We start from the raw sequence: 23,255 nt of genomic DNA, 5'->3' as shown, positions 1-23,255 counted from the left end.
CAGACAACGCCCTGCCCTGAAATTAGGTGCTTGACCGGCTTGGGCTGGCTTAACGACAAGATGCAAATCTTCGTCCAATTATATGGTGATCTTAAAAGGTATGCCCCCGGAAATCATAGCAAATTTGAGCTGACGCTCGCACCGGGGGCCACACTTGGAGATGTTCATGGGATGCTCGATATTCCTGAGGAGGGACATGTCTCCTTGATCAACGGACGACGGTCCGAAAAAAATGCCCGGTTCGAAGCAGGGGATACACTGGTATTATTACCGCCCATATCCGGCGGATAATTTCTGCATGAACTATCTTAAGACCTTTCGATCGGGTGTTTTTGAATAGCTGGACTCAATTTAAGTGAGAAAATATCATAAAGCGCACGAGTGCAGAATAGATCACAAGAACTCAAACTATTTACCCGTGCAAAAATTCCATATTTGCTTGCCAATACATCGATTTTTAAACAAGTTAACGCATCATCTATATGTTGTGGTCGGTTGGATCGCCGATTTGGTTGGGATTACATGTCGTAACTGTTCTACTTGGCGTCAATCAGCCGAGTTGGGGTTAATTGAGATTATCCCAAGGAACGCCAAATTACAGATAATACAATCAAGAGTTGTATAGTGAAGTAGATCTTTTTCTGAGAAGTTGTCAGGTTTTCTGTGTCTTTTTAGATTTTAACGATAATTAAGATATAGAAAACGCTGCACTTATGATCTTGAATCACACTTGTTTCAGGCATCTTTCGAAAGCATTTATTTTACAATTTCATCTTTAGTCTGGCATGCATTTAGCCGGCGACCCTGATTCCTAAAAGGTACCCATTGACGATATTGCGCCGTTCAACACCGCAAACGATGGCGTGATTTAGGATGCCCGGGGTGTCCGGTTTTTGTCTGGTGTCTTCTTGGGCGCTATTCACTACTTTTAGGCTGAAATTGCAATCCGCTGTGCGGTAAAGCCAATTGTGGCATGACGATTTTCGGGAAAAAACGGTTAACTTGTGCAACGATTCAAGATGCAACCGCTTTGAGGTTTTCAGCCGGGTGCGCGCCTGAACCATCGTAAGACCAATTCCCCCAGACCTTTTCGATGATCCGCATCAGCAGCGGGGTCACGATCTCATCGGCCAGTTTCCCGTACAACAGATCCAAATGGTTGGCGCCTTCGATGACAAAGTCGATCAGTTGGCTGCGCTCCGCGGTGATATCGATCCTGTCGAGATCGCTGGTCGCGTTCAGGTGATAGATCTTTTTGATCTGATGGGGATAAAATTTACGATAGCGCAGGTTTTCCAGTGGGACGAGGTTGTCACGGGTGCCCCAGAAATGAAACACGGGAATGTCTTCCGGAAACCAGGGCAGACAGTCGGAGTAGTTCAACCGGCTGCCGTCCATGCGCTTGAATCCCTTACCGTTGTAGATGGCCTTCAGGCACTGGAATCCGAGTCCCAAAGGGATGGACTCGGTAGCCGTTTTCAGGTAGCGCTCGACAAAGTACTTATCGTCCCTGTGGTTTTCCGGTGAGATCAAAAAGTTCAAATCGCCCACATTGTGATTGGCGATCAGGCGAGTGATCTGCTTGAGGACCGGAAGCTCGGTGAGAATCCTGGAGATTTCCTTGACCGGGACCTGCCGGAAGCGAAAGGTCCGGGACAGGTGATTCAGCCACAGGGAGGTCGGGAAAAAGACGTGGGATTGTTTGTGAAAAAATTTGGGTGACCCCAAAGAGACAATGCCGCGCACCATCTTCAGGTAGGAGTCCGCCGCCGTCGCCGAGGGCAGCACCTGGTCCAGCACTTCTTTCTGTTGGGGCTCGAGATGGTCGATTTCCGGCAGCCGGCTGGCCAGCGCCCAGTTGAGCACCATGTTCTCGGCGACCAGCCCACCCATGCTGTGGCCGACCAGAACCGACGGCTTGCCGCAGCTGCGTTTATGGATGAAACGCACAAGGGTGGACAGGTCATAATCGATCATGGTGTCCACGGTGTAAAGGGGATCGAAACGGCCCTGGTTGACGCCCACACCCCGCGGGTCGAACAGGTAGACCCACTGGTCGTTGTCGGCCATATCCTTGGCCAGGGAGTAGCGGTCGCTGATGTTGAAACAGTTGCTGTTGTTGGCGAAGCCGGGTATCAGCACCACGGCCGGCCGGTTGTCGCCGGCGGTGACACCTTCGATGCTGACCATGCGGCGGAACCCGATCTCTTTGCCTTCGTCCGTATAGTTCCGGTAGTAAACGGTTTCGTAATCGCCGCGTCCGTTGTGCTCTTTCTCTTCGATCTCGCTTTCAAAGTAGATCGGTCCGGGCTCGGTGCGCAGCCACTCGATCAGGATGCGGCGGCGGCGGGCAATCTCCAGGATCTTGCCCATATCCGGTTCCGGGATGCCGAAGCGTTTCAGCGACAGGTCGGTCAATTGCGCTTCGGTCAGGAAGATGGCGTTTTCGGTCAGCCGAAGACGCCCCTTTTTAAGCGCGTCGGAGATGACACGCTTGATACGCGGCCTCGGGATTTGCTGGCGGGTTGCCGAAAGGTAGATGTGAAAGAGGACCAATGCAAGTTTTTGAACCGCACTGTTCCTGATCTCCTCCTGGCTGACGATGAGTGCCTTGGAAACCGGTAGCCCGAGACTGAGCTGTCCGCGATAAATCATGCTGTAAGCGTTGTAGCACCCGTTGATCACCTGGGCCGGACCGTCATTCACGCAAAATCGCACCACGCTGCTGCTCAAATTCCGCCACGTCTTGAAGATCATGCTCGATCGCGCTCCTGTTCAGAATTAGCCACGTCTTGAAAATCATGCCCTTTTGCGCTCCTTGATGGCCAGTTCCTTGACCCTGGCGATCTCTTCTTCGCTGTAGATCCCATCGACACCGGAAATGGCCGCCAGTTGCATGCCGTGCTTGAGACCCAGTCGATAGATTTCGCGAACCTTGTCCCACTGGGGCGAAGCACCCACCGTGAATACCTCAAACCGCCCTTCCAAGGCAAGGGTGATCGTTTCGGCGAGTCCCGCGTAGACGACGCCGGGCGGAAGTCCGATATCCCTCATCTCCACATGATCGCCAGGCAGCCGGATCTCCCCACCGCGGATCACCAGCACATCGGGCCGTTTGGCGACCCTTTCCTTGGTGAAAATACTCGGCAGGTTGATATCGGTAATCACGCAGCCGGGCTTGACCTGCATGATGTCCAGCACGTCCCGTGCGCCGGAACTGGTGGCCACGATCATGTCCATGTCGCTCAGCTTCCTGTCCGCCCGGGTGGAGACGTGCAGCTTTACCGTGGAGACTTCCTCTAAAATCGACTCCTGCAGGGCCAACAGCTTGGCGATGTTGCGGCCGACCAGGTGAACCTCCTCAAAAGCTTTGGCCAGCAAGTGTGAACAAATCACCCCCACCGCCCCGGTGGCACCGATGACCATGGTTTTGGCGCGCAACAGTTTCCCGTTTTTAAACTTGGTCATCCCCATCTTGCGAACGGCCTCGGCCCCCGCCCACAGTGCCGAAGAGGCGAAATAGCTGTTGCCCGTGGTGATCGGCAGCACGGCATGCTTGGCCACTTCCAGACTGGTGTCTTTCATTGCCTTCGGCAGCAGGCCGATTCCCATCACCTGGGCACCCATCTTCTTGGCGATCCTGGCCGCCTCCAAGATCCGTTTGGTGGTAAAATCGGGTCCGTGGGCCTGCATCTGCTCCGGGGTCACGCCAAGGGCAATCAGCCAGCCTTCGGCCTCCACACCGGTTTCCGATCGAATGCCGTTGACCGTGGAGTAGACAAACGGCGGCGAGTAAGCCATGATTTTTTCAATCGTGTCCATCATACCCGGGGCCAGGTCCGACAACACCTCGATGGGTTTGAGTTTCTTGAGATATTCCTGGCTCGGCGGATGGATCACATAGGCGAACCGGTTGACCCGTTTGGGTTTCCCGGAAGGGTAGATGATGCGCGGTTCCATCTGCATGTTGCTGATGATCTCGAGCAGTTCGTCGTCGCTGCCTTCACCCTTGGGGATGTCGAAGGCGACCCGCAGCATCGCTTCCAGAACGCTCACGCCAACGACATTGCTCAACAGCTTCGGCGTGGTATCGATGATCACGTCGACGCCCTTGTCTTTCAGGTAATCGATCCGGTCGTCATACACCGTGGACGTGATCACCGTTTTGGCATGCAGGTCCTCGATGGTGTAAGGGTCCAGGTATTTGAAAAAACTGTGATGAGGAACAACCAGAACATGAGATTTCTGAACCGCCTGTCGCACCATATGGTCGATCATCGAACGCACCGGTTCGCTGTCCGTGATCACACTTTTTCCAGGGACCCAGTCCAGCACATCCCGAAGGCGACCGCTGTAGCGTTTCAGGTCCACCAATCCGTCGATTAACTTGGGGATCCCGTTTTCGATCATGGCATCGGCAAAGGTCAGGTTGTCGCTGTATTCCGCCATTACCTTTGCGATGGTGCGGCTCGATCTCCCGGAAAAAAAAAGTACGCGGGCGTTGTTGAAATAGTTGCCGCCGAACTTGAACTGGATATGGCGCAATGACCATTCGTGGCCGACCAGCCGGAGCATGTCGCCGGATGTCACGGGGGTCTCCAGTTTGGAACCGAGGTCCAGGAGCCGAGTCACCTCCTGGTTCAAAGCGCTTTTCGTGACCATGGATCGGGCGGATCGAATACCGCCCAAGGCGATGGCATCGGCCTTTTTATTCCACTTCAGCAGCAGGTCGTTGGCTCTCTCCACATCCCCGTCGGTTCCCAGGCGCTGGACGTAAAACGGTTGGTTTAAAAATTCGGTTTCGAATTCGTTGTCGTCTAAACTGGGCCCTAAACTGATTTGGATGATATGCTTCACATGAACCTCCGCTAACTGGCGATGGGTTGATTTCTGGCTTCCAGGGCGAGCTTTTTCACACGGGCGATATCATCATCCGTAAATACACCGTTGACGCCGGAAATGGCGGCCAGCTTCATGCCGTGCTTCAGACCGAGTTTATATATCTCCTTCACCTTTTCCCATTCGATGTCCCGGCCGATCGTAAACACTTCGAAGCGACCCTCCAGGGCCAAAACGATCGTTTCGGCCAGGCATGCATAGACCACTTTGTCGGGAAGACCGATATTTTTCATCTCCGGGCTGCCGGGCAGTTCAATCTCTCCCGATTCGATCACCAGTACGTCCGGGCGCTTGGCCACGTCTTCCGGGGAAAGGTCCAGGGGGCGCGCCACATCCGTGATGACGCAGCCCGGCTTGACTTGGGTGATATCCAGAACCTTTTTACCCGCGCCCGACGTGGCTGTGACGATCACATCCATGTCGGCCAGATATTTGTCGGGACGGGTCGTCACGATCAGTTGTACATCCGGGTCCTCCCGGAGGATCGATTCTTTCATTGCCAGCAGCTTGGCGGTATTTCTGCCGACCAGATAAATTTCGCCGAAGGCCTTGGCCAGCAGACGGCAACAGACCGACCCAATGGCCCCGGTCGCTCCCAGCACCATGGTTTTGGCATTGATGCGTCGTCCTTTTTCGATCTTGATCAACCCCATGCGGCGAACCGCGTCTGCGGCGGCCCAGAGCGCACCGGAGGCGCTGTAGCTGTTGCCCGTGGTAATGGGGATATTGGCTTTCTTGGCCACCGTTACGCCGGCATCGCCCACCACCTTGGTAAAGGCGCCCAGTCCCATGATCTGAGCACCCATGCGTTTGGCCATGCGTGCGGCCTGCAGCAACCGCGAATAGGTAAATTCCGGGTCATGGGCCAGCATCTGCTTGGGCGTGCCGCCAACCGTCAGCAACCAACCTTCTGCTTCCACGCCGGTCGGCGACTTGATGCCGGTCACACGGGAATAAACCCAAGGAGGAGCGTAGGCGATCACTTTTTCGACTGCATCCAGAAACGCCGGAGGGGTGAAGTTGGCCAACATTTCGACGGACTTGTCTTTTTTGAGGAACTCCTTGGAGAGCGGATGGATCACAAATGCAAACCGGTTGACGCGTTTGGGGCTGCCCGACGGATAGACCACCCGTGGATCCATTTTCTGGGCGCTGATGAGTTCCAGCAGATCATCCGCACGCACCTGATCGCGCTTGCGTCCCAGCGCGGCTAGAATCAGGGCTTCCAATACGTTCGGCGCCACCACGCGCTCGAGGATTTTAGGCGTCGTGTCGATAATGACATCCACGCCGCGCTCTTTCAAAAAGGCCACCCGATCATCATCCACGGTTGATGAGATGATCGTCTTGCCGCCCAACTCCTCGAGGGTGGCCTTCTCCAGGTAGTTGTCGAATCCGTAGTTGGGAACGACGAGGATAGAGGCTTTCTGCATGGCTTTGCGAAGGATATAGTCATTCCACGCCTTGATCGGCATGACTGAATCGGTCAACCGCTGGCTGGGTACCCATTGCAGCACTTCGTGGGCCGAATGAGCGTATGCCTTTAAATCGTCGAGGGCGTTGATAAATTTGGGAATGCCGTTTTCCAGGATCGGGTCGGCAAAGGTCAAGTTGTCCGTGAACTCGGACATGACCTTGGCAATCCGGTAACTGTACATGCCGGAAAAGAACAGCACCCGGGCATTGCTGAAATAGTTGCCGAATTTATATTCGATGTAGCGCAGTGCCCACTCGAAGGAGACATCCCGCAAGGCACTGCCGATGGTCACCGGTGTTTGCACCTGAGCGCCCAGGTCCCTGATTTTATGCTGTTTGGTTTTGTTCAAGTAGCGTGGGCCGATCCCATAAGGATACTTGATTTGACCGAGCCCGATGGCGTCAGCCTCTTTGTCCATCCGCAGCAGCAGTTCGGCAGCTTTTTCAAGATCGCCATCGGTCCCCAGGCGCCTGATGGTAAATTCCTGCCCCAGGAATTCGGTATTGAACGCATAGTCCTTTTGGCTGGATCCCAAACTGATGCTGACCACTTGTTTCACGGTTTCCTCCTGACGTGGCATATCGTTTTTCGATTGCGCCTTATCGAGCCACCGGGTGTTTAAGCGCACCGATGGATGGCGTCCACAGGGCAGATGTCCATGGCCTCGGCACACAATCGTTCTTCTTCTGGACCGACGGGCTGTTTGTAGACATAGTCCAATCCGCGTTCGTGATCGGACCGAAAGTTACGGGGGGAGATGGCCGAACAGATGCAGCAACCGATACACCGGTGGTCGACATGAAACCTGCCTGGTCGGTCTTCTGGAAAGGCACCCATATTCATTGGCCGGGAAATAGGTGGTGCAAGGTTATGGATTCCGATTGTCCGCTTGAGGCACGCCCGGACCGCTTGAGGGGATCTCGGCCCGAAAGGGGCCCGCGGGCAAGGGGTTGAACTGCAACGGGAATCGGCTCCGCGGTCACCCTCCCACCGGCCTTGCAGCCCGCAAGGGCCGCAAGGCGGGAGCATGGAAAGCGATGCAACACGATCTGCCTTTGGTCAAAACCGTCGCTGACGGTTCTTGTTCAGCATATCCGATGGGGCAAAAAAAGCAATGGCCTTTAGATAGTCTGCTCGCTGATCGTCTCTGCCCGGACCGTTTGGGGCGGTTCCACAGGCAATTTTGTTTCGACCAGGCGTTTCTGCAGCCCGTCAACCTGTTTGGCGAGTCTTTCAATTTCAGCCGCCAGACGGTTTACCTGGCCCTTAGTGGGCAGGTTGATCAACTCGATGGCTTTTTCAATTCGCCGGTCGACCTGGTCGGAAACCCATTTTCTGAGGTGGTCTATATTGAGCATGGACTCTTTTTTAGGCTTCATCACGGCGGTCATCTGCTTCAACACAGATTGGGTCACATCGCTGCCGGTCTGGTGCATGATAATCTTGACCGCTTCCTTTTTATTGATCAAGGCCGCCAGTTGATCCTTGCTCATGTACCTTTTGTTGAGGGTGTCGTAGAATCGACCGTTGGCGTACGTTTTGATGGTCCGCATAATCCGCTCCTTATTGCGTTTGTAGAGATCTGGGTTGTATAGAATGCCGATTTCAGGCGGCGACCGCGCGCTGGAGCGCGTCGACCTTTTTGTTGAGGGCGCCGACCCGACGCGACAGTCCATCGATATCCTTCTTGCTGGGCAGGTTGAGCCGGGCCGGAAGCTTACGGATCCGCATCCTCACCTCTTTCTCCATCTTCCGCTTGCCCGGCACCTTGTCCAGCGCCTGCCGGCCGCCGGCAACCACCTCATCCACGGCCAGGCGCGCATCCTTGCCGACCCCCTCGATCAGGGAACGGGCATCCGCCTTCAAATCCGCCATGCGGCTGCGGGCGTCGTCGCGCAGGTCGTCGATCAGCGACCGGCCGTCGTCCAAGACGCCACCGAGGGTCTGACGGGGGGCCTGGCCGGCTTTGGTCAAAAACGCCTTGCCATCCTTGATCATACCGCCCACCGTCGAACGGGTCTCTTCGTTCAGGTCCGTGATCATCGCCTTGCCGTCTTCCAGCAACCCTTCGAGCGTCCGGCGCGGCGCCTTCTTCAAATCCGCCACCCACGCCCTGCCGCTTTTGATCGGACGGTAAATATAGGCCTCACTGTAATCTTCCAGCTTGTCGCTCACCCGGCGGCGGGCTTTCACCGCCGTGTCGACCACGTAAAAGCGGGGCTTGGCCGTGCTCTTTTTCTTGCTGCCTTTTTTGGTCTTTACCTGTGCCATGGTCAATCTCCTTGTTTTTCTATCCATTTGGTGGTGGGCTGCCTGTTGCTTGCAGCCCGCTGGACCGCTGCCCGTGATAACGCATTGCGTTATACCCGCCAATATGATGCAGTGCGTTATGATTGTCAAGCATTTTTTTAACTAATCTGAAATTGACAAACTCGAGAAAGCTTGGAAAGATGGCAGATCGCCTCAACTAATGGCGCCCGTTAAACGACCAACCCAAGGGGATATGAGCATGCATGTGATAAAAAAGTACGCCAACCGCAAAATGTACGATACGGATGACAAGCGCTACATCTCCATGGTTCAGCTCTCGGAGCTGATCAAACAGGGCGAGGAAGTAATGGTAATCGACAACCGCACCGGCGAAGATATCACAGCGGCCATTGTTTCCCAGCTTATAGGAAGAGACAACAAGGAAAAAGACAAGGCAGTGTCCTCCCAGCTGCTGATGCAGTTGCTGCGCAAGGGCGGCGGCACATTGACCGACTATGCGAAGAAGTACGTGTCGCTGTGGCAGGGCGCATTCAACATGGCGGAAGATGAAGTCAGCCAATTCGTCAACCGCCTGGTAAAAAACAAGGAGTTGTCCATCGCCGAGGCCGGCAAGTTGAAAAAGGAAATCATCGGGTATACCGACTCCCTCAAGGGCTGGATCAGCGATAGCATCGACAAACGGGTCGGAGAGGTTCTGCAAACCATGAACCTGGCCACGAACGATCATCTGGCAGCGCTCACTGCAAAGGTGGATGCCCTTTCAAAAAAAGTGAAGCAACTCGAAAAGGCAAAGGCAGCACCTAAAAAAAAGCCGCGCCCGAAAAAGGCCGCCGCCCGTAAAAAATCCGCCTGACGGCCGGCTATATCCTGCCGACCGGTTTTCGCCCGACTGAGGAAAATCAGCTTGACATAATCGGGCATTGCTGCCAAAACACAACGCAATGCGTTATAACCGGTTGCTATGCGCATCAAACCGATGCGCCGATTGACAATGGGCTCATGTTTACCGGAAAAGGGGACAAGGAAACCATCGGATGGACCGAGAGACCGAACATGAGAAATTCGTCCGCCTGAAGCGGGCGCTTCAGAAGTTTCAATCCGCGCGTCTGGGTCGAACATACAAGGATCTGATGGATGATCCTGAATATGAAAAAATTGGCCACTTCTTCTTCGAAAAGCTTTACGCACCCGAAGATTTCTCATTTCGCGATACGAGCATTAAAAAACTGCACAAATTGTTGAGAGGCAAAATCTATTCAGGCATTATCTCGGCCGTCAGCAAGGTGATCGAATTGCACGAGTTGACGGACCTTCTCGATGACCGCATGGTCGAACAGATGATGGCCATGGGTATCGGCGAAGATATGGACATGGAACAGTATCAAGCGGTGTATCGCAGCCTTGACAACTACGACCAGAGGATCTACCAGATCGGCTTGGGTGCGGAAGTGACCCAGGTCTTTTATAAATTGAGCAAGAAATGGATCGTGGCCGCCTCCCTCAACACGGTTCGAACCGCTGCTCATCTCATCGGCATGGGTAAAATCATAGACTTCGTCTATGAGGGCTACGAGGGATTCCGAGCCATCGACGATATCGACTATTTCATCGAAACCGTCGACACGCGTGAACACGCCTGGCATGATGAGATTTGGACCAAGGCCAGCCCGTCGAGTTGAGCGGCGATAAAGTCAACCCAATGAAAAAAGCATTGATTCTCTCCGGGGGCGGGGCGCGGGGTGCATTTCAGGTCGGTGTGTGGAAATTCCTGCAGGAAATCAACTGGACCCCGGACCTGATTTGCGGCACCTCCATTGGCGCTATCAACGCCGCGGCTATCGGTTCGGGCATGTCGGTCGATCGCCTCGCCGAACTGTGGAGAACCCATAACCGATCTGAGGTTTACCGGATCAAGCCCCTCCCATTTTTAAGGTCGGTGCTGCGCGGAAAACCCTTGAAGTCGGTGCTGGACACAACCCCCCTGCGTGCCATGCTGGTCCGCAACCTGAATATAAGGGCCCTGCGACAAAGCCCGATTGAAATCATCATCAGCGCCGTTCACCTGTCGACCGGACGCCTCCACCTTTACAACCAAGCCGTCATCGGGATCGATCATCTGATGGCCTCCAGTGCGATGCCCATCCTGTTTCCCTGGCAGCCCATTCGCGGTGAACTCCACTGGGACGGAGGGGTAATGGCCAATTCACCCCTGTTCATCGCCCTGGAAAGGAAGGTGGAGGAGATTATCGTGGTCCTGTTGTCACCGGTCGGACATCGGCTCCTGCCGCCGCCGTCATCCCTTCGGGAAGGGTTGGAACTGGTTTTTGAGCACTTTTTGATCGGCTCGTACCAGACCACCATGCCGTTTTTCAATGGAATCGAAGGCTCAACATCCAGCCCGCAACCAAGAATCTCGGTGGTCGCACCGTCCCAGATGCTGGGTTTTGCGTCCCTGCTCAACTTTTCTACCCGCCAGGTAAACCGGCTGATCGATGAAGGCTATCGCAACGCCCGTCGCCAACTGGGCTAACAGACTGTTGAAAAACCATTGCGCTTGGCCATACGTCGTTAAAATTCGGCTCCAAATGCTCATTTATCAATCATAAACTGCGCTTTCTCGCCGAATTTTGCCTTGTCTTGCCTGCGCTCATCACGTTTTTCAACAGCCTTAAACGGTTAAAATAGCTGTTAATTCATCACCAGATGACGCAATCCCTTATCTGCCAGGAATTTCGGATAGAGCGCATAGCTTGGTTTGAGTATCGGAAGCAGCTTGATGGTCTTGGGGACATTGCCCTTGGCCTTCACCTGCCGTCGGGTCAGTGCACTAACCAGATTGGCCTTGCCGTGCCAGAAGGCATGGGCGAAATCGGCATTCATGGTCAAGACCACCTCCGGTGTTCCATCGAACTCGCCTTTGACGATCTTCAAATCGTCGCCGGTGGCATCGATGGTGATCACCGCCGATGGCTTTTGATACCTGAATTGGACGCACAGGTTGCTCTGAGCCAGCTTGGGTCCGATCTCGGGGGTATTCTTCAACATTTCATAGAACTCCACCAAAATCTCATAGAGCATCTTGGCGTCCTTGAAAACCTGGGTCACCGGTTTGCCGGATCGCACGGTGGCCAGGGGTCGCAAATCCGCCTTCGACACAGGTAGCGGCGTCGGTTTGGCGTGGTAGGCCCGCTTGATAATTTCAATAACCGCCCCGCGTTCCGGTTCAACCGGGTTGTAGAGCATGGCGCCGTCCTCCATGGCGACCGTCGCGACCTGATCGAGCCTTGCCAGGTTGTCGGAAATGCCTGCGTCTTTCAAATTCAGGGGCATCTTGGTCAGATAGGACAGCTGCTGATTGAGACATCTGATCTTCTCCACGGCCGCCTGGGCGGCCTGCCCGCGAACCCATGTGTCGATAAACCTGAAGTTGCCGATTGCCGTGGCGAGTTTGTTGCGGGCTTGGTGAGAAGTAGTCGCAACGAGCTCCTTGAGTGAATCAACCGCGGACAGGTTGGCGAGTTTGGAGAAGACGTCGAGTCGTGACGAGTTCAACAGGCTTCGGCTCTGGTTCACCACCTGGGGGAAGGAAATCCCCATGGCGACGGCGATATCCGCGTAACGGTCGACCCGGGCCTCAAGATTGTAGGCCATGACTTCCGGCAGGATGAGGGCGTTGGCCAAGCCATGGGGGATGTGATAAACGCCGCCGAGGGCATGGGCAATGCCGTGCACCATCCCGACCATGGAGTGGGAAAAAGCGACGCCTGCTAAAAAACTGCCCACCTGCATGGCGCCCCGCGCTTGCAGGTCGTCGGGTTTGGCGCAGGCTTGCAGGATGTTTCCTGAGATAAGGGTGATCGCGTGAAGCGCCAGGGCGTCTGACGCCGGCGACCACTCCTTGTCGACATAGGCCTCAATGGCATGGGTAAGGGCGTCCATACCAGTCATGGCTGTCAGTTTTCCCGGCATGGAGGCCGTCATGGTGGGATCCAGAATGGCCAAGTCCGGCAAAAACTGAGCTTCGGCAAAGGGCAGCTTGACATCGTTTTGCGGATCGGCGATCACAGCCACCTTGGTGACCTCCGACCCGGTTCCGGCGGTTGTCGGCACGACGATGGCCGGCAGGAGGGTCTCACCGCTGCCGAGAAGATAGGCGCCCATGTGATCCTGAAGTCTGCCCCCTTTGACTGCCAAGAGATTGGCCACCTTGGCGGTATCGATCACGCTGCCCCCCCCGACGGCAATAAACATATCGCAGCCCTTCGTTGTTGACAGGGCGGCACATTTTTCAACTGTATCGATCGTGGAATTAGGCGGCACCTGGTCAAAGGTCGCCGCAATCTTGATGGATGTCCCTTTGAATCCGTTTTTGACTTTATCGACCAGGCCGGTGTTGACCAGGATTTCATCGGTCACCAGGATCGCTTTGCGTTTTCCAAACGGTTTGACCGTTTCGCCAAGGCTGGCCAAAATATCGATACCGTAGACCAATTTTGTCGGAAGCGAAAATTCGAAATAGTCTGGAAGCATGTCGGTTCCTTTCCTGCCAACGGCTGCCGAATTCGGTCACAAGACCGCCGACAAGGGTTAACGCGTTAACTCCCGCATGATCCGGGCCACATCATGGATCTGGGTCTCTTCCGCCCCCTGTTGGCGGTGGATGCCGCAGTAATCCGAATCGGAGAGCGCCCGGTTTTTACACGGCCGGCCGTTTTTGGTGAGGCCTTTACATGAAGGCAGCGTCTTGGGTGCTCCGCTTTCTGCCATTGTTTCCGTCTCGACAGCGGAACGGGCCTCCTGGTAGCGGTCATGCAGCACTAATGGTTCATCGTAGACCTTTCCTGACTGGACCAGCGCCAGCAGGCTGTTGAACTCATCCTCAAACCCTTCCAGCAGAATCTCCGGATCGGGCATCAGGCCCTCGTCCGACGCCACCCCGACGGTCACTTTTCCATCATAGCTGAATATGCTGATCCCGAGTCCGATCTTTCCCGAACGGGGCACCCAGAACATGAAATTTTCGATCTTCTGACCGGCAAGGTAGAGCGGCTGGCGTGGGCCCGGAACGTTGGTCAATACGCCCGAGGCCTTATTTCCAAAAAATGCCGACGCTCTTTTGGCCAGTGCCGGCGGCAGATAGCCCATGGCGCTGAGAAGTGCAAAATTGATCATGGGATCCGGTGAGCTTTTGAGTTGATCCATGCGTCTTTTGACCTCTTTGAGGCGCAGGATCGGATCTTTCAGATGCACCGGCAGGGGTAGAAAAACGAGGCTGAACTTGTTTCCCAGCTCGAACTCGGTGCCCGGCTTGCGGATGTTGACGGGTACGGTGACCCTCAGATCGAGCTCGTTGACCCGGGTGTTGCGGCTTTTCAAGTAGCGACGCATGGCGCCGGTTACCGTGGCAATGAGGACATCATTGAGCGTGGCCGTGCTGATCGCGCGTCCCACCGTTTTGATTTTATCCAAGGACATGGGCTCCGTCCATGCCACGCGCTTGCGCACACCCAGCTTGCCTTTGAAAGCGCTATTGGGATCGGTACTCATGATCATGTATTTGGAAAGTACCGAGGCGAAATCTGTGGGTATACAACCGTATTGCTTGCCCAGTTGCTTTATATGCGCGGGGTCGGAAAACACTTTTTCCAGCTCGTTGATCGCCTTCCGGCCGAATTTCTCGGCACTACTGAAGGACTTCGTGGCCGTGTTGATCATCGATTCAATGGGGAGCAGCGCGGCCAGAGAAAAGTGTTTCGGTTTTTTCTCTGGTCGGCTTTTCGGCCAGGGCGCATCGGGGTCTTGGTCGGCCATCGAGAGCAACAGGTATATTCCGGCAATGCCGTCGGTGATGCAATGGTGAATCCTGAAAAAAAGGACGCAGCCGTCGGCATAATTTTCTATTAAATGAACCTGCCACAGCGGCTTGTGAGGATCCAGGGGGGCCACCGCCAAATTGGCAATCATCGCCTGCAGTTCGGCTTTATCGCCCGGCGCCGGAAGGGCGATTCGCTGCAGATGGGATCTAAGGTCAAAATGTTTATCCGCCTCCCAACTAGGAACCCCGATACCTGATTTTGGCTGAACGATTCTTCTTTGAAACCGTGGAAACGATGCCAAGCGGCTGTCGATGGTGGCGTAAAGTCGATTAAAGTCGAGTGGTTTGTTGAACTCCATGAAGCCGGTGATCACCATCAGGTTGGTGGGTTCATCCATGCTGAGCCAAAAATTGTCGGCATTGGACATGCGTTCAGCCATTGCGTTTCTCCTCGTTGATTCAGACGAAATGCCTTTGCCAGGCTCTGTTTCCTGCTAATCGTGGTGCATTCGGATCGGGTGGCAGTCGCCATAAGCAGAGTGAAGATTTTCCACGCCGAAAGCGGGGGGAAAGACGCCCGCCGGGGCGGTTCAGGAACATACAACGAAAAACCTCATGGTTCAGAATATATGATGTTCGAAAATATGCAACCCCAATTGGCTGACGTCTTACCGGGGTGAATCGCAAAATGCCGTCGCCGCAGGGACGCAGTCCATTTCCGCGTCCTCTGTTGGCTCATCGCAGGCAGAGTTGTTTCCACGATTCGAGGTCTCAGTGGATGATTCCGGCAAGATCGGCGGAAAGTGAACGAGACTGCCGGTAACGACGACCACGCCGGGCCGGTTTGACCCGGCGTGGGGTATCCGCCGGCTGGATTCCATCAAGCCGGCAGACCGCAGCTAGGGTCGGCCCGCAGGCTATGTACGATTTCAGGCGGCGACCGCGCGCTGGAGCGCGTCGACCTTTTTGTTGAGGGCGCCGACCCGACGCGACAGTCCATCGATATCCTTCTTGCTGGGCAGGTTGAGCCGGGCCGGAAGCTTACGGATCCGCATCCTCACCTCTTTCTCCATCTTCCGCTTGCCCGGCACCTTGTCCAGCGCCTGCCGGCCGCCGGCAACCACCTCATCCACGGCCAGGCGCGCATCCTTGCCGACCCCCTCGATCAGGGAACGGGCATCCGCCTTCAAATCCGCCATGCGGCTGCGGGCGTCGTCGCGCAGGTCGTCGATCAGCGACCGGCCGTCGTCCAAGACGCCACCGAGGGTCTGACGGGGGGCCTGGCCGGCTTTGGTCAAAAACGCCTTGCCATCCTTGATCATACCGCCCACCGTCGAACGGGTCTCTTCGTTCAGGTCCGTGATCATCGCCTTGCCGTCTTCCAGCAACCCTTCGAGCGTCCGGCGCGGCGCCTTCTTCAAATCCGCCACCCACGCCCTGCCGCTTTTGATCGGACGGTAAATATAGGCCTCACTGTAATCTTCCAGCTTGTCGCTCACCCGGCGGCGGGCTTTCACCGCCGTGTCGACCACGTAAAAGCGGGGCTTGGCCGTGCTCTTTTTCTTGCTGCCTTTTTTGGTCTTTACCTGTGCCATGGTCAATCTCCTTGTTTTTCTATCCATTTGGTGGTGGGCTGCCTGTTGCTTGCAGCCCGCTGGACCGCTGCCCGTGATAACGCATTGCGTTATACCCGCCAATATGATGCAGTGCGTTATGATTGTCAAGCAAATATTTTGTTTTCACAGGACCAAATCCTGGTAGGACATCGACCAACGTTTCCCTAAGGCATTGCAACCCAGGGCAGCGCGCTACTTAGCGTGTCGGTTGGTGAAGCGCCCCCCCGATATGGAAGGGTGAGGGTGGTCGCCGTTGGAGCGTTTGCAGACGGCGGGGCAAACCAGACCGGAGCCAAGCAGCCGGTCGCTTGCTGTTGATCAGAGACGGCCCTTCTTGACAATCGCCACCAGCAGCCAGATCCCCATGACGGCGGCGGCCAGAAAACCGATGATGCCGATGAGTGAAATGCCGTAGAACAACGGCGGGGTCTTGGAAATGACAATGAGGGCGGAGCCGATAATCAGTGCAGCGATGATGATCGAAAAGGAGATGCGGTTGCTGATCTGATCGTGGGTGGAGAGCATACTCTCCATGCTTTTCAGATCCAGCATGAAGGTGAACTTCTTCTGGCGGATGGTGCGGGTGATCTCCAGCAGGTCCTTGGGGAACTCCTGGATGAAATCCATGTACTGGGCGAAGATACTCACGGCATCGCTGCCCAGGCGCTCAGCGGAAAAACGCGAGAGCTTGACCTGCCGGATAAAAGGCTCGGCGTGGGCGATCATGTCGAAATCGGGATCCAGCATCAGGCCCACCCCTTCGACCGTGCTGAGCGCCTTCATCATCAAAAAAATCTCCGGCGGAATGCGCAACCGGTGTTGGGCGGCTAGTTCGAGCAGGTGGTGGAGCAGCTTGCCGATCTGGATGTCCTTGAGCGGTTTGTAAAGGTGCTCCCCCATGAAGTCGGCCACATCCTTGCCAAGCAGGCGCAGGTCGGGTTCTTCCTCCCAGAGGGTCAGCTTGAGCATCACCTGGGTGGTGCGCGGTTCGTCGCGGCGAACCACGGCATCCACCAGTTCCACGAAAGCCTCACGGGTGTTGCGGTCCACAGTGCCCATCATGCCGAAATCCAGCAGACAGATGACGTTGTTGGGAAGGACGAAGAGATTACCGGGGTGGGGATCGGCGTGAAAAAAACCGTGTTCGAAAATCTGGGTCAGCAGGATGTCGGCGCCGCGACGGGTGATCAGTTGGCGATCGTAGCCATTCTCGTCCAGACGATTCAGCAGGGAGACCTTGATGCCGTCCACGAATTCGGTGGTCAATACTCGTTCGGTGGTAGCTTCCCGGTAGACCTTCGGAATATAAACGGACTCGTCGTGAAGAAACACTCTGGAGACGCGTTCCATGCTGGTGGCTTCCAGTGTGTAGTCCATCTCTTTTTCGATGGAGCGGGCGAACTCCTCGACGATCTTCACCGGACGATGGTGGGCCAACTCTTCGATGTGCCGTTCGGCAAGGGTGGCCAAGTGGAGCATGATCTCCAGGTCCACCTCAACCAGCTTGCGGATCCCCGGTCGCTGGACTTTGACGGCGACGTTTTCGCCGTCTTTGAGGCAGGCCCGGTGAACCTGTCCGATGGATGCCGATGCCAGTGGCTCGGGATCCAACCGGTCGAAGAATGCATCGGCCGGCCGGCCGGTCTCCTCGTGGATAATGCGGGTGACATCGGAAAAGGGGAAGGCGGGAACCTTGTCCTGCAACTTGGCCAGTTCGCGGACGAAATCCACAGGCACCAGGTCCGGACGGGTGGAAAGAATCTGGCCCATCTTGATGTAGGTGGGGCCCAATTCTTCAATGGCCAGCCTCACCCGCACCGCGCGGGAGAGGCGTTCAACCCGCTCGCCGCGTTTACGGGAGATCACTTGAAGACCGATCTCGATGTACTGATCGATCTTCAGAAGTTCCACGATATCATCGAAACCGTATTTGAATAACACCGCCAGGATCTGCCGGTAGCGGTTCAGGTTTCGGTAGGTGCGACCGATCACACCGATTTTGCGTATGCTGATCATGCGGGCCGCATCAGGACGTTTCTTCTTCGGCCCGGCTGCTGACCAGCTTCTTCAGGTCGCGGATCTCTTTTTTCAACCCCTTGAGTTCGTCCTGGGTTACCACGTCGGCCTTCTTGAGCAGCTCCTTGACGCTCTTTTCCACCCGCTCTTCCAGTTTCTTCTGGGCGTCATCGTAGCGGTCCTGCAGTTCGTCAATGAACTTACGGCCTTCCTTTTCCGTCATCTTGCTCTGCTCGGCCACTTCCTTGGCCAGATCCTCAACTTCATCCCAGGCCTTGAGGGCGAGGCCGACGCCGGCAAGCATGCTCTTTCTGACCAAATCAAACATCGGTGTCTCCTTCATTGATAATTAGGATAATCGCAACCGGGGGCAACGCGCGCGCAGGCTGCTGAGTGCTGAGTCTTATATCGTGACGGGAAAGGGCTGATCGGCAGGCCGATCCGGCTGACCCGTCATCTGATCGGGGAACGATGACGGGAATTTAGCACAAGGCCCCTGTCTTAGCAAGGTGTTTGCTTTACACCAGATTCCGGCGATCCGCCATCAGAGTGGCCCGTTCGATCGCTGCGGGTAAGAGCGGCATTTTGACGCCCGAAGTGACCGATGGGCGTGAAAAAGCGCACGGGACAATCTCCTTGACTGTTTTCCCCAACTGGCTTAATGATTTGTGGGTCGTCCGGCGCTGATTGGCCGCCCGGACACAAATACCAACCGAACAAAGGAGTGCACAATCATGCCTGTATCCATCGCCATGGCCGGAAAAGGGGGAACCGGGAAAACCACCGTCTCCGGCATGTTGATCAAATATCTGGTCAGCCGGGGCAAAACCCCCGTGCTGGCCGTCGATGCCGATGCCAATGCCAACCTGAACGAAATCCTGGGTCTGGAAGTAACCGACACCCTGGGCAATGCCCGCGAGGAGATGAAAAAGGGCATCGTGCCCAGCGGCATGACCAAGGATGTATTCATGTCCATGCGGCTCGAACAGGCCGTCATGGAACAGCAGGGCTTCGACCTGGTGGTCATGGGCCAGCCCGAAGGAGCCGGTTGCTACTGCGCCGCCAACACCCTGTTGACCGGTTTCCTGGAGCGGCTGTCCGGCAATTACCCCTACGTGGTCATGGACAACGAGGCCGGCATGGAGCACTTGAGCCGGCTGACCACCAAGAACGTGGATGTCCTTCTGATCGTCACCGACACATCCCGCCGCGGTCTGCAGGCGGGGCTGCGCATCCACAAGCTGGCCAAAGACCTGAACATCGGTGTGGATAAAAGCTACATCATCATCAACCAGGCCAAGAGCGATCCGGCCGACGTGGTCAAGGAAATGATCGCGGGCGACGGCCTGGAACTGGCCGGCGTCATCCCGGATGACGAGCAGGTTTATGAATTCGATAAGGACGGCCGTCCCACCATCGACCTCGAAGAGGGCAATCCGGCCCTGAATGCGGCCTACGCCATCTTCGACAAAATCGTGCCCTGATCTGGAGCGATCGCGTGCCCCCTTACGCCCGTATTGAACCGTACCGGCAGTTGAAACCGCTTGCAAACCCATACAGGGTGTATGAAAAACATCGTCAGCGCAGGCCGGACAAGACAGCATTCGCAGGAAACATGCCGGTCATCGGCAATCGATGCGCATGTTGAGTCGTATGCTGACACCGAACGGCCAGGCGAACCGATTCTTCAACATCTTGTGGACCCCGGACCCACCGGAAAAGGAAGCCTATGAAGAGAACCGGCTATTTGCATGACAACAGGTATCTGCTTCACGACACGGGACCCTATCACCCGGAGATGGCCGACCGGCTCATCGCGGTTTACAACGGCATCAAGGAAGCCGGGCTGCTTGACCAGCTGACCCTCATTCCGGCGGTTCGTGCCGACCGCAATTGGGTTGAAACCGTCCACGACCCCAACTACATCCGTCGCTTCGAAGAAGTCTGCCTGTCCGGCAACCGGACCTTCGACTATCCCGACAACCAGATGTGTGTGGACACCTACGAAACCGCTTACCTGGCCGTGGGGGGCATCCTGGACACCGCCCGGCGGATCATGGAGGGAGAGCTCGACAACGCTTTCTGTGCCGTCCGCCCTCCCGGCCACCATGCCGAGCGGGACCAGGCCATGGGATTCTGCTATTTCAACAATGTGGCCATTGCCGCCCGCTACCTGCAGATGGAGCACGGCATCAAGCGGGTGGGCATCATCGACTCCGACGTTCACCACGGCAACGGCACCCAGCACATTTTCGAACAGGACCCCACGGTATTCTACTACTCCATTCACCAGCACCCCTCCTTCGCCTTTCCGGGAACCGGCCGCGAATTCGAGGAAGGCACTGGAGACGGTCAGGGGTTTACGAAAAATTCATTGGTATTGCCCGGCCAGGGGGACGACATCTACGAACAGTTGATCCTGAACGATCTGGTGCCGGCTTTTGAACGGTTCAAGCCGGAAGTGATCATCGTCTCCACCGGCTTCGACGGTCACCGTGACGACGACATGTCTGACATCAACCTGTCCACCGAAGGGTATTCCTGGATCATGGAAACCATCATGAAATTGGGCAACCAGTATGCCGCCGGTCGGGTGATGTCGGTACTGGAAGGAGGCTACTGTCTGGATCGGTTGGGGGAACTGGCCGCCAACCACGTCAGGATTCTTCTCAATGGTTGAACACGGTTGGCAGATTCTATTATGGTTGCCTTTTCGGATGTTCATCTAAAAAAGGACACTCACCACTGATTGTTTGGAGGATTACAACATGTTTGTCAGCCGATCCATGGTTTCACAGGTCATCACTATCGATAAGGATGCATCCGTTTTTGAAGCGCAGGAAAAAATGGCGGCCAACGGCATTCGCCACCTGCCCATCGTGGACGCCGACAACCGATTGATCGGCATCGTCACAGACCGGGATATCCGCAGTGTCATGCCCTACAGGATGATCAAGGAAAAAGGCATCGCTCAGGAGCGGGAAAAACTGGCCCACCTGAAGGTGGAAGACATCATGACCCGCAATCCCAAGACCATCCCGCCCATGTACACCATCCAGGACGCCTTGCTGATGATCCAAAAGGAAAAAGTGGGCGCCTTTCCGGTGGTGGACGACGAGGGCAAACTCCAGGGGATCTTGTCCGTGAGGGACCTGCTGCGGGCGTTCATCAATGTCCTGGGCATCGGCCAGCCCGGCACGCTGGTGGGCATCGAAGTGGAAGAAAAAATCGGTCAGATGAAAAAGATCGTGGATGCCATCACCGAAGAGAACATCTCATTCGGCAGCATTCTGGTGGCGCGGACCTGGGATGAGGGCAAACGGGCGGTATTTCCCTACCTGCTCACCAACAACGTGTCAAAGGTCAAGAAAAAAATGACTGCGCTGGGCTTCAAACTGATCAATCCCATGGATTGGTACCTGGACAAGCTGCCGAAAAAGCCATAGGCGGTCAGCGAAAATGGTGCCCGCACCCGTTGCGTCCAACCCTTATCGGAACCTTTACATCTACTACCTGTCCGGGCGGTTCCGTCCGGACAGGCCCTTCTGTCCGGAACATTACATTGGCTGTTGGGAAGAGGGAGAATTCTCATTTCTCTTTTTCACTCGACCCAACTTGGACCTGGTGGAGGCAGCCGTCAACCGTCTGGCGGACATTGAACTGCTGGACCACTACCACATGACCTACGAGCAGTGGCAGGGCGACGACATCGTGCCATGCCGCATCGGCCGATTTGACATCATCCCCCCGTGGTTCGAGGCAGACAGGAAAAACGACGAAACGACGATCATCCTCGACCCGGGAGTCGTTTTCGGCACCGGCACCCACCCCACCACCCGGGACTGCCTGGAGGCGCTCCAACTGGCTTTCGAAGACACCGCCATTCGTAGCACCCTGGACCTGGGTACGGGCACCGGCCTGTTGGCCCTGGCGGCGGCCCGGATGGGCTGCCCTAAAGTCCTGGCCGCCGACCTGACCCTGCTGGCCGCGCGCACGGCGCAAAAAAACGTGACGCTCAACGGCCTGTCGCAGCGGATACTCGTGGCACAAGGGGATGCCGAGAAATTTATGGACTTTACGAGCGATCTTGTGGTAACCAACATACATTACGACGTCATGAAAAACCTGATTGGCACTTCGGGTTTTCTGAAGAAAAAGCGCTTCATTCTGTCCGGGCTGATGCGCAGCGAAGCCGCCCATATCGAATCGACGCTGGCCGATCTTCCTGTCGAAATTATTCGCCGGTGGGATCAAGACGGCATCTGGCACACCTTCTACGGTGCATCGTTTTGACGCGGAGATAAAAAGGACTGACCATGGTCATCACGTGCTGGGGCTCCAGAGGGTCAATACCCGTCTCCGGAAAAGAGTATATCAAGTACGGCGGTGATACCACCTGCATAGACATCCACACGGACAGCGACGACATCATCATCGTGGATGCAGGAACCGGCATCCGGCGCCTGGGAAACCATCTCATCGATCAGGACCGTTACCGCTACAATTTTTTGCTCACCCACGGCCACTGGGATCACCTCATGGGGTTCCCGTTCTTCAAACCTCTGTTTCTCAGCCGGACCGAGATTCACATGCACCGCGCGCCGTTCCACAAGAAGTTCATGGAGAGCATGTTTTCCAAGGTGATGGCGCCACCCAATTTTCCGGTCCGATATTCAGACCTCAAGGCGAAGATTGTCTGGGAGGAAGGTCATCCGGCGGAGTTTCAGATCGGGTCGGCAACCGTGGTGCCCATTCCCATCAGCCATCCCAATACCGGCAAGGGCTATAAGTTCATCGAAAACGGGAAGACCTTCGTATTCCTTACGGACAACGAATTGGGATTCGTTCATCCAGGCGGGTTGCCGTTTCAGAAATATGTGGAATTTTGTTCCGGAGCGGATCTGCTTATTCACGACGGAGAGTATACCGAGGCCGAGTATCGCAAACTCATCGAATGGGGGCATTCCTCCTACACCGACACCCTGCGGCTGGCATTTGCCGCAGGGGTCAAGCGCCTCGGCCTGTTTCACCTGAACCAGGAGCGCACCGACGCCCAGATGGATGCGATCGTGAAACACTGCCGGCAGATCATCACCGCCAAGGGCCAGACGCTGGAATGCTTCGCCGTCGGTACGGACATGACCTTTACCTTGTAAGGTGT

General features: G+C 55.7%; 20 protein-coding genes. 9 read left to right on the top strand and 11 right to left on the bottom strand.

The window, feature by feature from the left end:
• Positions 1-291 (top strand): MoaD/ThiS family protein (locus ACZCED_RS18075; RefSeq protein ID WP_464861360.1); only part of this gene is annotated, 291 nt, incomplete at its 5' end.
• Between the two features lie 723 nt (positions 292-1,014).
• Here the strand turns inward: ACZCED_RS18075 and ACZCED_RS18070 are convergent.
• The 6 genes from ACZCED_RS18070 to ACZCED_RS18045 all read right to left on the bottom strand — a co-directional run bounded on the left by ACZCED_RS18070 (position 1,015) and on the right by ACZCED_RS18045 (position 8,647).
• Complete coding sequence (locus ACZCED_RS18070; protein ID WP_464861359.1) at positions 1,015-2,757, bottom strand: alpha/beta hydrolase; 1,743 nt, start codon at positions 2,755-2,757, stop codon at positions 1,015-1,017.
• Positions 2,758-2,799: 42 nt separating this feature from the next.
• Positions 2,800-4,857, bottom strand: a complete 2,058-nt coding sequence (locus ACZCED_RS18065; RefSeq protein WP_462969205.1) for a hypothetical protein — start codon at positions 4,855-4,857, stop codon at positions 2,800-2,802.
• A gap of 11 nt (positions 4,858-4,868) precedes the next feature.
• Positions 4,869-6,935: a hypothetical protein gene (locus ACZCED_RS18060; RefSeq protein WP_462969206.1), complete on the bottom strand. Its 2,067-nt coding sequence runs from the start codon at positions 6,933-6,935 to the stop codon at positions 4,869-4,871.
• A gap of 59 nt (positions 6,936-6,994) precedes the next feature.
• Entirely contained in the window at positions 6,995-7,213 is a 219-nt protein-coding gene (locus tag ACZCED_RS18055; RefSeq protein WP_464861358.1) for a ferredoxin, read from the bottom strand.
• Between the two features lie 284 nt (positions 7,214-7,497).
• Complete coding sequence (locus ACZCED_RS18050) at positions 7,498-7,929, bottom strand: polyhydroxyalkanoate synthesis regulator DNA-binding domain-containing protein (RefSeq protein ID WP_462969208.1); 432 nt, start codon at positions 7,927-7,929, stop codon at positions 7,498-7,500.
• A gap of 52 nt (positions 7,930-7,981) precedes the next feature.
• Positions 7,982-8,647, bottom strand: coding sequence for a hypothetical protein (locus ACZCED_RS18045; protein ID WP_464861352.1), 666 nt, complete (start codon positions 8,645-8,647; stop codon positions 7,982-7,984).
• A 238-nt stretch (positions 8,648-8,885) separates the two neighbouring features.
• On the opposite strand from ACZCED_RS18045, the gene ACZCED_RS18040 reads away from it, so the two are divergent.
• The 3 genes from ACZCED_RS18040 (at position 8,886) to ACZCED_RS18030 (ending at position 11,177) form a co-directional block, all read left to right on the top strand.
• The gene (locus ACZCED_RS18040; RefSeq protein ID WP_464861357.1) at positions 8,886-9,500 is read left to right on the top strand and encodes a polyhydroxyalkanoate synthesis regulator DNA-binding domain-containing protein; all 615 of its coding nucleotides are present in this window, start codon (positions 8,886-8,888) and stop codon (positions 9,498-9,500) included.
• A 181-nt stretch (positions 9,501-9,681) separates the two neighbouring features.
• Positions 9,682-10,326, top strand: coding sequence for an FFLEELY motif protein (locus ACZCED_RS18035; RefSeq protein ID WP_464861356.1), 645 nt, complete (start codon positions 9,682-9,684; stop codon positions 10,324-10,326).
• Positions 10,327-10,346: 20 nt separating this feature from the next.
• The gene (locus ACZCED_RS18030; RefSeq protein WP_464861355.1) at positions 10,347-11,177 is read left to right on the top strand and encodes a patatin-like phospholipase family protein; all 831 of its coding nucleotides are present in this window, start codon (positions 10,347-10,349) and stop codon (positions 11,175-11,177) included.
• 158 nt (positions 11,178-11,335) lie between these two features.
• On the opposite strand, the gene ACZCED_RS18025 is transcribed toward ACZCED_RS18030, so the two are convergent.
• The 5 genes from ACZCED_RS18025 to ACZCED_RS18005 all read right to left on the bottom strand — a co-directional run bounded on the left by ACZCED_RS18025 (position 11,336) and on the right by ACZCED_RS18005 (position 18,422).
• The gene (locus ACZCED_RS18025; protein WP_464861354.1) at positions 11,336-13,177 is read right to left on the bottom strand and encodes an iron-containing alcohol dehydrogenase; all 1,842 of its coding nucleotides are present in this window, start codon (positions 13,175-13,177) and stop codon (positions 11,336-11,338) included.
• 57 nt (positions 13,178-13,234) lie between these two features.
• The gene (locus ACZCED_RS18020) at positions 13,235-14,902 is read right to left on the bottom strand and encodes a wax ester/triacylglycerol synthase family O-acyltransferase (protein WP_464861353.1); all 1,668 of its coding nucleotides are present in this window, start codon (positions 14,900-14,902) and stop codon (positions 13,235-13,237) included.
• Between the two features lie 489 nt (positions 14,903-15,391).
• Entirely contained in the window at positions 15,392-16,057 is a 666-nt protein-coding gene (locus ACZCED_RS18015) for a hypothetical protein (RefSeq protein WP_464861352.1), read from the bottom strand.
• A 339-nt stretch (positions 16,058-16,396) separates the two neighbouring features.
• Positions 16,397-18,094, bottom strand: a complete 1,698-nt coding sequence (locus tag ACZCED_RS18010; protein WP_464861351.1) for an ABC1 kinase family protein — start codon at positions 18,092-18,094, stop codon at positions 16,397-16,399.
• 10 nt (positions 18,095-18,104) lie between these two features.
• Positions 18,105-18,422 carry a phasin family protein gene (locus ACZCED_RS18005; protein WP_464861350.1) on the bottom strand — a complete coding sequence of 106 codons (318 nt, stop codon included), beginning with the start codon at positions 18,420-18,422 and terminating at the stop codon, positions 18,105-18,107.
• A 406-nt stretch (positions 18,423-18,828) separates the two neighbouring features.
• On the opposite strand from ACZCED_RS18005, the gene ACZCED_RS18000 reads away from it, so the two are divergent.
• From ACZCED_RS18000 to ACZCED_RS17980, 5 genes are all read left to right on the top strand, one after another.
• A complete protein-coding gene (locus ACZCED_RS18000; RefSeq protein WP_464861349.1) occupies positions 18,829-19,578 on the top strand; it encodes an ATP-binding protein in 750 nt (249 codons plus the stop codon).
• A gap of 245 nt (positions 19,579-19,823) precedes the next feature.
• Positions 19,824-20,774, top strand: coding sequence for a histone deacetylase family protein (locus tag ACZCED_RS17995; RefSeq protein ID WP_462970123.1), 951 nt, complete (start codon positions 19,824-19,826; stop codon positions 20,772-20,774).
• A gap of 88 nt (positions 20,775-20,862) precedes the next feature.
• Positions 20,863-21,540, top strand: coding sequence for a CBS domain-containing protein (locus tag ACZCED_RS17990; protein WP_462970124.1), 678 nt, complete (start codon positions 20,863-20,865; stop codon positions 21,538-21,540).
• A 13-nt stretch (positions 21,541-21,553) separates the two neighbouring features.
• The gene (locus tag ACZCED_RS17985) at positions 21,554-22,387 is read left to right on the top strand and encodes a 50S ribosomal protein L11 methyltransferase (RefSeq protein WP_464861348.1); all 834 of its coding nucleotides are present in this window, start codon (positions 21,554-21,556) and stop codon (positions 22,385-22,387) included.
• Between the two features lie 23 nt (positions 22,388-22,410).
• Complete coding sequence (locus ACZCED_RS17980) at positions 22,411-23,250, top strand: MBL fold metallo-hydrolase (RefSeq protein ID WP_462970126.1); 840 nt, start codon at positions 22,411-22,413, stop codon at positions 23,248-23,250.
• Positions 23,251-23,255: the final 5 nt, after the last annotated feature.

The organism is Desulfosarcina sp. (assembly GCF_055467485.1).
The sequence above is the reverse complement of the archived record's forward strand: the minus strand, read 5'-3'. Positions and strand labels throughout refer to the sequence as shown.